The sequence below is a fragment of the Streptococcus sp. NSJ-72 genome, from assembly GCF_014334035.1.
GTDB lineage: Bacteria > Bacillota > Bacilli > Lactobacillales > Streptococcaceae > Streptococcus > Streptococcus constellatus.
In genome coordinates this window covers 756356-767595 of the sequence record NZ_CP060489.1, presented here as the reverse complement: position 1 = coordinate 767595, position 11240 = coordinate 756356, and the positions used below count along the sequence as shown (strand labels likewise).

15 protein-coding genes are annotated in these 11240 nt (G+C 38.9%); 2 read left to right on the top strand and 13 right to left on the bottom strand.

Annotated features, from left to right (window positions below):
• Positions 1–160 precede the first annotated feature (160 nt).
• Positions 161–394 carry a hypothetical protein gene (locus tag H8787_RS03835; RefSeq protein WP_020997663.1) on the bottom strand — a complete coding sequence of 78 codons (234 nt, stop codon included), beginning with the start codon at positions 392–394 and terminating at the stop codon, positions 161–163.
• A 115-nt stretch (positions 395–509) separates the two neighbouring features.
• On the opposite strand from H8787_RS03835, the gene H8787_RS03830 reads away from it, so the two are divergent.
• Positions 510–1337 carry an exodeoxyribonuclease III gene (locus H8787_RS03830; RefSeq protein WP_187328267.1) on the top strand — a complete coding sequence of 276 codons (828 nt, stop codon included), beginning with the start codon at positions 510–512 and terminating at the stop codon, positions 1335–1337.
• 26 nt (positions 1338–1363) lie between these two features.
• On the opposite strand, the gene nth is transcribed toward H8787_RS03830, so the two are convergent.
• The 7 genes from nth to tmk form a co-directional block, all read right to left on the bottom strand.
• Positions 1364–1987 carry an endonuclease III gene (nth, locus tag H8787_RS03825; RefSeq protein ID WP_070669231.1) on the bottom strand — a complete coding sequence of 208 codons (624 nt, stop codon included), beginning with the start codon at positions 1985–1987 and terminating at the stop codon, positions 1364–1366.
• 135 nt (positions 1988–2122) lie between these two features.
• Complete coding sequence (locus tag H8787_RS03820) at positions 2123–2476, bottom strand: arsenate reductase family protein (protein WP_003034329.1); 354 nt, start codon at positions 2474–2476, stop codon at positions 2123–2125.
• Positions 2477–2493: 17 nt separating this feature from the next.
• A complete protein-coding gene (locus tag H8787_RS03815; RefSeq protein WP_006269848.1) occupies positions 2494–3003 on the bottom strand; it encodes a methylated-DNA--[protein]-cysteine S-methyltransferase in 510 nt (169 codons plus the stop codon).
• 11 nt (positions 3004–3014) lie between these two features.
• Positions 3015–3878, bottom strand: a complete 864-nt coding sequence (rsmI, locus tag H8787_RS03810) for a 16S rRNA (cytidine(1402)-2'-O)-methyltransferase (protein WP_134971133.1) — start codon at positions 3876–3878, stop codon at positions 3015–3017.
• Between the two features lie 2 nt (positions 3879–3880).
• Positions 3881–4198 (bottom strand): DNA replication initiation control protein YabA, encoded by a 318-nt coding sequence (yabA, locus tag H8787_RS03805; protein ID WP_187328364.1) that lies wholly within the window; start codon positions 4196–4198, stop codon positions 3881–3883.
• Positions 4199–4232: 34 nt separating this feature from the next.
• The gene (locus tag H8787_RS03800; protein ID WP_187328266.1) at positions 4233–5126 is read right to left on the bottom strand and encodes a DNA polymerase III subunit delta'; all 894 of its coding nucleotides are present in this window, start codon (positions 5124–5126) and stop codon (positions 4233–4235) included.
• Positions 5123–5761 carry a dTMP kinase gene (tmk, locus tag H8787_RS03795; RefSeq protein WP_187328265.1) on the bottom strand — a complete coding sequence of 213 codons (639 nt, stop codon included), beginning with the start codon at positions 5759–5761 and terminating at the stop codon, positions 5123–5125. Before tmk ends, H8787_RS03800 begins: the two co-directional genes overlap by 4 nt.
• Positions 5762–5913: 152 nt before the next feature.
• Here tmk and H8787_RS03790 point away from each other — a divergent pair, with 152 nt between their 5' ends.
• A complete protein-coding gene (locus tag H8787_RS03790) occupies positions 5914–6777 on the top strand; it encodes a YitT family protein (protein WP_048800515.1) in 864 nt (287 codons plus the stop codon).
• Positions 6778–6834: 57 nt separating this feature from the next.
• Here H8787_RS03790 and H8787_RS03785 read toward each other — a convergent pair whose 3' ends face one another.
• The 5 genes from H8787_RS03785 to H8787_RS03765 form a co-directional block, all read right to left on the bottom strand.
• Complete coding sequence (locus H8787_RS03785; protein WP_006269836.1) at positions 6835–7491, bottom strand: CBS domain-containing protein; 657 nt, start codon at positions 7489–7491, stop codon at positions 6835–6837.
• Between the two features lie 147 nt (positions 7492–7638).
• On the bottom strand, positions 7639–8349 hold the full coding sequence (locus tag H8787_RS03780) for an ABC transporter ATP-binding protein (RefSeq protein WP_003070044.1): 711 nt from the start codon (positions 8347–8349) through the stop codon (positions 7639–7641).
• Complete coding sequence (locus H8787_RS03775) at positions 8349–9113, bottom strand: ABC transporter ATP-binding protein (protein ID WP_070669232.1); 765 nt, start codon at positions 9111–9113, stop codon at positions 8349–8351. Before H8787_RS03775 ends, H8787_RS03780 begins: the two co-directional genes overlap by 1 nt.
• Positions 9113–10063, bottom strand: coding sequence for a branched-chain amino acid ABC transporter permease (locus tag H8787_RS03770; protein ID WP_039676746.1), 951 nt, complete (start codon positions 10061–10063; stop codon positions 9113–9115). Before H8787_RS03770 ends, H8787_RS03775 begins: the two co-directional genes overlap by 1 nt.
• 3 nt (positions 10064–10066) lie before the next feature.
• Complete coding sequence (locus tag H8787_RS03765; RefSeq protein WP_003043257.1) at positions 10067–10936, bottom strand: branched-chain amino acid ABC transporter permease; 870 nt, start codon at positions 10934–10936, stop codon at positions 10067–10069.
• Positions 10937–11240: the final 304 nt, after the last annotated feature.

Sequence of the window (11240 nt, the reverse complement as noted above, 5' to 3'; positions counted from 1 at the left end):
CAAATACAGCTAACGAGATCAGCGTCAATAAACTTGATTAAAACTTTGTTATTGCTTTCTACGAAAGATCTATTTATCACCTGCCACATTTTTTGAGTAAACCACACTAAACTGCGTTTTACAAACAATATTATTATAAAAACATTTTCCCAAATCTCTTTTACAAAATCAAAGATACTATCAAAACAAGAAGAACAGTAAGAATAGAAAGTGTCACAGCCAGACTTACCCAAAAACCAGCTGTGTTCCTTGGATTGATCCCAATTCCCACACCGATTTCTTTAGGTATCCAAAATGGTTCAGTAGAAGATTGCTTTCCCTTCAAACGAAGTAACCTAATAAGGTACCAAATAAAGAATATGAATAAAACAATATGTAACAATAGTCCTCCCATTATATCTCCTTTCACCAGTATTATACACTTTACTCTCCTTTTTACAACCTCAAACTCGCCGAGTCAGTCATTTTTTGATACAATAGAAAAAAATGAATCTAGAAAAGGTATCTATATGAAACTCATTTCTTGGAATATTGACTCTCTCAACGCAGCTTTGACCAGCGACTCCGCACGTGCGCAATTGTCACAAGCTGTTTTACAGACTTTAGTAGGATTAGACGCTGATATTATCGCCATTCAGGAAACTAAATTATCTGCTAATGGACCAACTAAAAAACATCTAAAAGTTTTGGATGAATTATTCCCACATTATGAAACTACATGGCGCTCTTCTATAGAACCTGCACGTAAAGGTTATGCCGGAACTATGTTTTTATACAAAGAGAATCTATCTCCAAAAATAACCTTCCCAGAAATCGGTGCACCTTCTACTATGGATGCCGAAGGGCGTATTATTACCCTTGAGTTTGAAAAATTCTTTGTCACACAAGTCTATACTCCCAATGCAGGTGATGGACTTAAACGCCTAGTAGAACGCCAAGTGTGGGATCAAAAATATGCTGATTATCTAACAGCTTTAGACATAGAAAAACCTGTCCTTGCAACAGGGGACTACAATGTGGCCCACAATGAGATTGACCTCGCTCATCCTTCTGGCAACCGTCGCTCACCTGGATTTACAGATGAAGAACGATCCGGATTTACCAATCTGTTAAATCGTGGTTTTACTGATACTTTCCGTTACATTCACGGCGATATTCCAAATGTTTATAGCTGGTGGGCACAACGCAGCAAGACCAGCAAAATCAATAACAGTGGCTGGAGAATTGATTACTGGTTGACCAGCAATCGAATTGCAGATAAAGTAACCAAGTCAGAAATGATTGACTCAGGTACAAGGCAAGACCACACACCAATTGTATTGGAAATTGAGTTATAAAAAAAGAGGTTTCCCCTCTTTTTTTTTCAATCAAAATGGTACAACTGCGGATATTGATCGCATTTAGGATTTCTAGGATGGCAAATTTCGCGTCCAAAGCAAATCATAGCCTGATGCGCAGGCAACCATTCACTTTTTGGTAAAACTTCCATCACTCGTTGTTCAACGTCTAGCGGGGTAGCTGACTTTTTGACAATATCATGGTGTTTGCAGATTCGCTCCACATGGGTATCCACTGCAAAAGCAGGAATACCAAATCCAACACTCATGACCACATTCGCTGTTTTACGCCCTACACCAGCCAAACTTTCTAATTCTTCCCATGTATGAGGAACTTGACCATCAAAGTCATCGAGCAATTGCTGAGCACACTTTTTCAAAAATTTAGCTTTATTACGATACAGTCCCAGACGAGCGATATAGCTAGCAATTTCGCTTTCTGACGCCGCAGCCATTTCTAATGGAGTCGGATAAGCTTTAAAAAGGGTTGGTGTAACCGTATTAACCGCTGCATCTGTTGTTTGAGCTGACAATATGACCGCTACCAGCAGTTCAAAATGATTTCTAAAATTTAGGCTGGGCTTGGCATCTGGAAATAGGGCAATTATCTCCTCAATCACCTTTCGTGCACGTTTTTTTGATAAAACCATTTTTTCCCTTTCCCTTTGTTTATTAAAAATATTATAACATGAACGCCAATGATACCAAAATGTAGAGCTTAAAAAAGTGGGACAACCGTCATGGTTTCAAAGAAATCCATTTCGTCATCTCACTTCCTTTTTATTCTATAAATCTAATGTCGCATACTCTGTACGGTAGCCTATTTGCAGGATTTTCCCATCTTTTTCTAAGATCGGACGCTTGATGAGCATGCCGTCTGCTGCTAGAAGATCTGCGGCTTCCTCAATTGACAATCCTGATAGTTTGTCTTTCAAACCTAACTCACGGTATTTGAGTCCGCTAGTATTGAAGAAAGATTTAAGGCTCAAATCAGAATTTTCAATCCAAGTTAGAATCTCCTCTTTACTCGGTGTTTCTTTGACAATATCTACTGCTTCAAAGTCCAAACCCAATTGGTTTAATTCAGTTTTAGCTTTGCGACAGGTCGAACATTTTGGATATTCAATAAATCGTAACATATTTTCTCCTCCATTTATCATTTATCTAAAGCTTTCTCGTTAAGCTCAACGCCCTCATGCTCCAAAAGCCACCGTTTCTTGTCCAGCCCCCCAGCATAGCCAGTTAGTTGTCCTTGACTGCCTAGCACCCGATGACAAGGAACGATGATAGAAAAAGGATTTCTACCTACAGCACCGCCAACAGCCTGCGCAGAACGATTACCTAACTTCTTTGCTATCTGACCATAAGTAACTGTTTCTCCGTAAGGAATAGTTTGCAGATAAGCCCAAACTTGTTGTTGAAAATTTGTCCCAACAGAAGCTAAAGGAAGACTCGAAAAATCTGGACAATCTCCGCTAAAATAGTGTTCTAGCAAAAGTTCCGTTTCTTTCAAAACGTCATTTTTTTCCAGAAGCAGGTTTCCTTCTTCTAAACCATGTTCAAAATATTTCTGCTGTAAAAACCAAACTCCAACAAGACCTGATTCATTAGCAACAAGAGACATTTCTCCTAAAGGAGAGAGATACATTTGTTTGTAAAAAATCATGATTTTTCTCACTATTTCGCTTGTTCATGGTACCGTGCATAAAGCGAACTTTTATTCAAACCGTATTTTTTTGCCACTTGTTTGATAGCCTGATTTTTCTTTGTCCCCGCTGCTACTAACTGTTCAATCTCTACCAACAAATCCGCTTCTGACTGTTCAACCTCTTCTTCCTTAAAACCTTCTACGATTAACAAACATTCGCCTTTTAGTGGATTTTCCGTAATAAAGCCAATCACTTCCGAAATCAAGCCGCGCTGGTATTCCTCATAAATCTTAGTTAATTCTCGTACTAGTACTACAGAACGATCCCCATAGATACTGAGCATATTTTCTAAAGTAGCTTTGACCCGATGAGGAGATTCATAAAAAATCTGAGTTTCAGGATAAGATTTCTTACTTTCAAAAAATTCTTTCTGTTGTCCAGCCTTGCGTGGCAAAAATCCATAAAAAACATGAGGTTGCGGAGCTAGACCGCTTGCTATCAACGCTGAAATTCCCGCACTCGGTCCAGGCACAGTTACTACTGCGATTCCCTCAGCAATAGCAGCCTTGACGAAATCATGCCCTGGATCAGAAATACTAGGTAAGCCGGCATCCGAAACCTGAGCAATATCCTGCCCGCTTTTCAGCAAACGAATCAAATCAGGAATTTTTTCTTTGGCATTATGCTCGTGAAAGCTAATCTGCTTCGTCGCAATGTCAAAATGTCTAAGCAAAAGACCAGTATTTCTGGTATCTTCTGCTGCAATATAATCGACTTCTTTCAGAGTATTCACCATGCGAATACTCATATCATCCATGTTCCCAATCGGAGTTGCCACTAGATAAAGCTTTCCATAAGGCGACTGATCTTTAAAACTTTTTTGAATCTGCATGCCTACTCCCTAAACAGCAACTCGTCACAAAACATGCATTCTGCATCATTTTCACGGCGTTGGCCATAAAAATCCGTACAGACATGAAAACCATCTTCGTATAATTTACGCAGATTATCGCGATTTCTTTTTGTTTTTGGTGTTGTTGTATGCTCCACTTGGCCCAATCGCTCTCGTAATTTATCATTTTCCAAACGAAGCACTACGTTTTCTTCTACTACGCCTTTCAGATTTTTCTTAATTGCCTCTACTTCTGCCAAAGTCACAAGCAGATTTTGAGAAAATTCATCCAGCGCATCAAATAATTCTTTTTTATTCATCCCCACTACCATTTTCCTATGCTAATACAGCACATCAGATTCTTTCTTGTAACACCATATATTCGAGTGCATTTTGAAAACTAACATTTGCTTGCCACATTTTCCTCGCTGTAAATATACCGTCTAAATAATAGCGTCCACACTCTGTTTCCATCTCTTTAGCAAATAAAATTTCCAGCACCTTCAAAGCCTGTCCTTGCTTTTCCTTATCATCAGCCAGACCAGCTAACTTCGCAACCTGCAAATAGGCGATTGCTTTTTGATTCAAGCAAAAAGATACAAAACATTCACATTCATTAACTAGTTCAAAAAATGATGAACTAGCTGCCAAACGCATAGCTTCTTCTTCCGTCTGACTGTAAACCGTCAACAATTCTGCTTGCGTCTTCATCACTCCAGCTTGTTCTAATTTCTCTAGTAAATAAGGACTATTTTTCGGAAAATAAAATCGCTGCGCTCGACTTTTAATGGTCGGCAAAATAAGGTTTTCATCTGCCGTCAACAAGAAAATATACACTTCACTTTGCGGCTCTTCGATGACCTTTAACAGCGAATTAGCTGCATTGACATGCATCTTGTCCGCATCACAAATGATAAACACTTGCTTGTTGCTCTCAAATCCAGACTGCGAAAAATTGCGTACCAATTCTCTGACTCGCTCTGTCTTTATAATATGATTGATTGGTCGAACAACCGTTACATCTGAAAAATCCTCTTCCTCAATCAAACGACAATTTCGGCATTCTCCACAAGGCAAGACACCATTTTTATTAGTGCAAAACAAACTCTGAGCTAAACATTTAGCCATCTCAAAACTGCCGAAAGCTCCTGTAAACAGATAAGCATGATTCAGACGATTCTGCTGTAAAATTTGCTCAAAACGCTCAAACAAGACTGGCTGTAACCGAGCTAATTCTTCTATTTTCATCTTAAACTCTCAACATGCTCTGCTAGCACTGCTACCGTATCGGAAATTACTTTTTCAAGTGGCTGACTGGCGTCAATCCTTTTCATACGATTTGGCTCTTTTTCAAGAATAGATAAATATCCTTTACGGACTCGTTTATGCCATTCCACACTTTCTTGATCTAAACGATCTGCTCCCCTATCCTTACTCTTAGCAATACGGGCTAAGCCTTCTTCTGCTTCAATATCAAAATAAAGAGTCAAATCTGGCTTCAAACCGTCTGTTGCAAAATTATTTAGCCAGTCAATGTCTGCTACCTTGAGCCCGCGACCAAATCCTTGATAAGCAACAGAACTATCAATAAAACGATCTACTAACACAAGCTCACCGCGGTTCAAGGCTGGTACGATGCGCTCTACCAAATGCTGCCTGCGGCTAGCAATATAAAGTAGCAATTCTGTTTTTTCATCGATTTCTGTATGCTTAGGATCTAAAATAATATCACGGATTTTTTCAGCAACCGCTACTCCACCAGGTTCTCGCGTTGTGATAAACGCCTGCCCTTTTGTTTCTAAAATAGGAATCAAAGCTTCTAAAACACTTGATTTCCCTGCACCATCTGGTCCCTCTAAAGAGATGAACATTCCTTTTGACATAGTAACTCATTTCTAATTTTTCTATTCTCTATTTTATCAAAAAAAGAAAGAAAAATCACCGACAAAAAAACTTTAAAAATTAGTTTCAAAATTGTACATAAGCTTTCAAGATTTGATACAATAGAGTGTGCAGAAACTATTAGGAGGTTATCATGTCTAAGTTTAAAAACTATCTGACGATTATTCTAGGAGCTGGAATTTTTGCTTTCGCCATCAATTATCTGATTATTCCAAATCATTTGTATGAAGGGGGCGCAACTGGGGTGACTCTCATCACATACTATTTACTTAAAATTCCCGTTTCACTGATGAATCTCATCATCAACATTCCTCTTTTCATCATTGCCTGGAAAGTCTTTGGCTCACGGCTATTATACTCTAGCATCTTAGGAACCTTTGCAGTCTCTGGTTGGCTGACTATCTTTGAGAAAATTCCTTTCGTGATTAACCTTGAAGGCGATCTCGTAATTGTAGCGCTCCTAACAGGGGTTATTGCTGGCGTTGGACTGGGAATTGTTTTCAATGCTGGTGGCACCACTGGTGGTACGGACATCATTGCTAGAATCGCTAACAAGTATACGAACATCTCCATGGGAAAATTGATGTTTACTGTAGACTTCTGCGTCCTTATTTTCACTGTACTTGTTTTTAAAGATGTTCGCCTAGTGACTTATACCTTGATTTTTGTCTTTATCGCTTCACGAGTGATTGACTTGATTAGTGAAGGCGGTTATGCTGGTAAAGGATTTATGGTGATCACAAATCATCCAGAAGAGTTAGCAAAGAAAATCGATGAAGATCTAAGCCGCGGAGTTACTTTCATCAATGGACAAGGTTACTATAGTGAAAACAACTTAAAACTCATTTACTGTGTCGTTGGACGGAACGAAATGCAAACGATGAAAAATGTGATTCATAGTGTTGATCCACGTGCCTTTATTACGATTACAGATGCTCATGAAATTCTGGGTGAAGGCTTTACTCTAGATGCTAATAAACAACCACTTCAAAGATAATAACTATAAAAAAACGCATGCTACTAGTTTTTACTGATTCCATGCGTTTTTATTTTGTTATAAAGCTTTTGCTGAAGTACGGGTTATATCCTCAACCTGAATGTCTTTATCTTCAAATTTTGCTTTCAAAGCTAGCAAATCAATATCGCCATCGATTTGCACTTCAATAACAACTTTCCCATCTTTTCGTGGAATATTGACAGCATTAGAGATATTAAGATTTTCTTCAACAATTAAATGCACAATTTTTTCCAACACACCGACTTCATCTTCTGTAATGAAGCGAACACGGATGCCTTCTTCTCCATAGCCAGCAATTTCCAGAAAGGCTCTAAAAACATCACGATCTGTAATAACACCATAAACTTGTTGGTTATCCACAACTGGTAAAATTCCAATCTTGTTTTTTAACATTAAATAAGTTGCATCTTCCAAGCTAGCGAATTGCGACACTGTCACCACATCACGAATCATGACATCTTTGATTTTGGTCTTGTTTAACAAATAATTCATCTCATAAATAGACAAACTCGTTGCTTTTGAAGGACTTGCTTCGGCAATTGTCCCTTCAGTTACCAAACCAACCAATTGGTCATTTTCAATCACAGGAAGTCGATGCAATCCCTGCTCACGCATAATATCAGCAGCATGTGCTACCGTCGTGTCTGGACTAATGTACACCACTTTTCGTGTCATAAAATCTTTAACTGCCATGGAAATCTCCTTTATCTCTGATTTTTCAGTTCTATTATACTGTATTTTTCAGCTTATTTCAAACGCTTTCAAAGTCATTGTTCCGCTTTCCAATAATAAATTAGTGAATAAAAAAGAAGCAGAAAACCACTTCTTTTTGTCCTCATTTCACCCACCAAGATAAGCTTTGCGAACTTCATCAGAAGCGAGCAATTCTTTTCCTGTGCCAGACAAAACAATGTTTCCTGTTTCTAAAACGTAGCCACGGTCAGCAATCGAGAGCGCTTTATTAGCATTTTGCTCAATCAATAAGACAGTTGTGCCTTGCTTTTGAATATCTTGAATAATATCAAAAATTTCTTGGATGAAAAGAGGAGCCAATCCCATTGAGGGCTCATCTAAAAGCAAGAGTTTAGGAGTAGACATGAGAGCCCGTCCCATGGCAAGCATCTGCTGTTCACCTCCAGAAAGAGTTGCAGCATCTTGATTCTTACGCTCTTCCAAACGTGGAAAACGTGAAAAAACTTTCTTTAGATTTGCTTGATTTTCATCACGATTTGTTTTCAGAAAGGCACCCATTTCCAGATTTTCCATAACGGTCAAACCTGAGAATACATGGCGTCCTTCTGGTACTTGAGACAGTCCTGCCGCCACAATTTTCTGAGCAGGAACTTTTTGAATTTCATTTCCTAAAAACTCAATTTTTCCTGAACTTGGACGAACCAGTCCTGAAATTGTCCGAAGAATCGTCGTTTTTCCAGCACCATTTGCACCAATAAGAGAAACAACTTCTCCTTCATTGACTTCAAAACTGACATCTCGGACTGCCTGAATCATGCCATAATGGACAGAAAGATTCTCAACTTTTAGCATAGACATTAGGCTCCACCTCCCAGATAAGCTTCGATAACACGTTTATCATTTTTAATCTCATCAGGAGTCCCATGTGCAATCAACCGACCATATTCTAATACATAGATTCGCTCAGTTACTTCCATGACGAGGCTCATATCGTGCTCAATCAACATAATTGTGATTTGAAATTCATTTTTAATACGACGGATTAACTCTGTCAATTCTGCTGTTTCCTGCGGATTCATTCCCGCAGCAGGCTCATCTAAAAAGAGAATTTTGGGTTCTGTTGCTAGAGCACGCACAATTTCCAACCGCCGCTGCTGTCCGTAAGCTAAATTTTTAGCAAGAGTCTCTGCTTCTCCGTCTAAGTCAAAAATTTTCAGTAATTTGAGAGCTTTCTCACGCAATTCTGCCTCATTTTTATAGAAAGCTGGCAAACGAAAGAAGCTAGCAAAGACATGTGCTTTATGATGATTTCCAAAAGCAATCAGGACATTATCTAGCACTGTCAAATCCTTAAATAATCGAATATTTTGGAATGTGCGACTAAGCCCTAACGAAGCAATCTTATAAGGAGCTTTACCATTGATCAAATGGCCATCCAAAGTCACACTTCCCTCACTTGGTTCATAAACACCCGTTAACAAGTTGAACAACGTTGTTTTCCCTGCACCGTTTGGACCAATGAGACCAACTAATTCCCCATCATTCAGCTCTAAGGTTACATCACCCACAGCGGTCAGCCCGCCGAAATTTTTTGTTAGATTTTTTACATCAAGAAGCGCCATTAGTTGACCTCCTTATCGTTTTTAAAGAAGCGTGAGAAGTTCAATTCCCAAGTACCAAGAAGTCCACCTGGTCGGAAAATCATCACCAAAATCAAAGCAAGAGAGTAAATAATCATACGAATACTTGCCACATTTTGTAGCACCATGTTTAAGATACCTAAGAGAATTGCTGCAACAATAGTACCTGTCATAGAACCAAGACCACCAAAGACCACGATAATCAAGACATTGATACTATTGATGAAGGTATAATCTTTCGGCACAACAGAACCAATAAATCCAGCCTGAAGTGAGCCTGCAATACTAGCTGTTATAGCTCCGAAGACAAACGCAACCACTTTAATTTTAGTAGTGTTGACCCCTACAGATTCTGCCGCAATTTCATCTTCACGAACTGATAAGGTTGCTCGTCCAATTGGGCTACGCAAAAAATTGATGGTCAAAATAGTTGTAATAACTACAAAGAAATATACCATTTGCCAATTGGTAAAGGCAGGAATACCCAAGATACCCGCAGCTCCATTGGTCAAATCACCACCGTTAATGATTAAAATGCGAATGATTTCAGAGACCCCAAGCGTTGCAATCGCTAAATAATCACCTTTCAAGCGAAGAGTAGGAATCCCGACAATCAAAGCTACTGTTCCTGCAATCACCGCTCCTAATACCATAGCTGCAAAAAAGGCCGGATAAGTAGCTGATTTCGAGCCAATAATCGCAGCTGCATAGGCGCCAATTGCCATAAATCCAGCATGTCCCAGAGAAAATTGACCTGAAAAGCCAACAATCAAATTTAAACCTACTGCCAAAATGATGTTAATACCAATTTGTTGTAAGATTTGTAGATAAAAATCATTCAAAACTCCTGCACTAGCAAGCAAGGTAATCAACCCATACCCAGCAAGAAGGAGAACAAACCATAAAATATTTATTTTTAAATTCTTCTTCATAGCTTACACCTTCTCTTTCACATTCTTACCAAGAATCCCTGCAGGACGAACGAGTAAAATTAAGATTAAAATACCATACACAATCGCATCACGGAAATCTGACATACCAAAAGCTGTTGCAAAGGTTTCTAACAAACCAATGACAAAGCCTCCTAATGCTGCTCCAGGGATAATGCCAATCCCACCAAGAACTGCAGCAACAAACGATTTCAGCCCTGGAGTCATTCCCATCAATGGTTCAAGGGAATTATAATAAAGCGCAATGAGCACACCTGCCGCTCCTGCCAAAGCAGAACCCAAAGCAAAAGTGAAACTAATCGTCCGATTGACATTAATTCCCATTAGTTGCGCCGCATCGCTATCGACCGAAACTGCCCGCATGGCTTTTCCCATTTTTGTTTTTTGAACGATGACTTGTAACAACACCATTAAAATTAGTGAAACAGCCAAAATCATTAATTGGATATTGGTGAGACTAATCGGTCCAAAACTATAACGAACCGTTTCAATCACTTGGGGGAACGAACGAGTATTGGCTCCTACAAAATACACCATCACGTACTCCAAGAAAAACGAAACACCAATTGCAGTAATCAAAGCTGCAATTCGAGTCGAATTTCTCAACGGACGATAAGCCAAAAATTCGACTAGTACGCCTAAAGCCGCTGTCCCAATCATTGCCAAGATTAAGGCAAGGAAAAAATTAAGATGAAGGGAATTTATCAAGAAATACCCCATAAAAGCACCCATCATGTAAATATCTCCATGAGCGAAGTTGATGAGTTTGATAATTCCATAAACCATGGTATAGCCGAGAGCGAGTAAAGCATAGACGCTCCCTAAAATTAGACCATTAACAAGTTGTTGGAGCATGGCCACCACACTTTCTAAATATAATATCGATGAAAGGATGATGTGGTGATTCACATCTTTCTTATCCTATCGCAAAAAAGAGTGAGTAAGTCGCGGTTTCAAAGAAATTAGTTCTCCTCACTCTCTATTCCAAGTTTGAGCAAAAGAAGTCGTCAGTTCCTTTTTCTCACCTTATAGCTGATTGATGTTAAACAATTTAAGACAGATCTGGCAGTTACTCTATCTTACAAATCATAATGAGCTACATTCTTAAAACTAAGATATCTATCCTAACTACTTCTTTTAATCCACATAAAGAGAAGTA

Coding starts and splice junctions, on each gene's coding strand:
- H8787_RS03835 (WP_020997663.1), bottom strand. CDS start 394: ATGGGAGGACTATTGTTACATATTGTTTTATTCATATTCTTTATTTGG.
- H8787_RS03830 (WP_187328267.1), top strand. CDS start 510: ATGAAACTCATTTCTTGGAATATTGACTCTCTCAACGCAGCTTTGACC.
- nth (WP_070669231.1), bottom strand. CDS start 1,987: ATGGTTTTATCAAAAAAACGTGCACGAAAGGTGATTGAGGAGATAATT.
- H8787_RS03820 (WP_003034329.1), bottom strand. CDS start 2,476: ATGTTACGATTTATTGAATATCCAAAATGTTCGACCTGTCGCAAAGCT.
- H8787_RS03815 (WP_006269848.1), bottom strand. CDS start 3,003: ATGATTTTTTACAAACAAATGTATCTCTCTCCTTTAGGAGAAATGTCT.
- rsmI (WP_134971133.1), bottom strand. CDS start 3,878: ATGCAGATTCAAAAAAGTTTTAAAGATCAGTCGCCTTATGGAAAGCTT.
- yabA (WP_187328364.1), bottom strand. CDS start 4,198: ATGAATAAAAAAGAATTATTTGATGCGCTGGATGAATTTTCTCAAAAT.
- H8787_RS03800 (WP_187328266.1), bottom strand. CDS start 5,126: ATGAAAATAGAAGAATTAGCTCGGTTACAGCCAGTCTTGTTTGAGCGT.
- tmk (WP_187328265.1), bottom strand. CDS start 5,761: ATGTCAAAAGGAATGTTCATCTCTTTAGAGGGACCAGATGGTGCAGGG.
- H8787_RS03790 (WP_048800515.1), top strand. CDS start 5,914: ATGTCTAAGTTTAAAAACTATCTGACGATTATTCTAGGAGCTGGAATT.
- H8787_RS03785 (WP_006269836.1), bottom strand. CDS start 7,491: ATGGCAGTTAAAGATTTTATGACACGAAAAGTGGTGTACATTAGTCCA.
- H8787_RS03780 (WP_003070044.1), bottom strand. CDS start 8,349: ATGTCTATGCTAAAAGTTGAGAATCTTTCTGTCCATTATGGCATGATT.
- H8787_RS03775 (WP_070669232.1), bottom strand. CDS start 9,113: ATGGCGCTTCTTGATGTAAAAAATCTAACAAAAAATTTCGGCGGGCTG.
- H8787_RS03770 (WP_039676746.1), bottom strand. CDS start 10,063: ATGAAGAAGAATTTAAAAATAAATATTTTATGGTTTGTTCTCCTTCTT.
- H8787_RS03765 (WP_003043257.1), bottom strand. CDS start 10,936: ATGCTCCAACAACTTGTTAATGGTCTAATTTTAGGGAGCGTCTATGCT.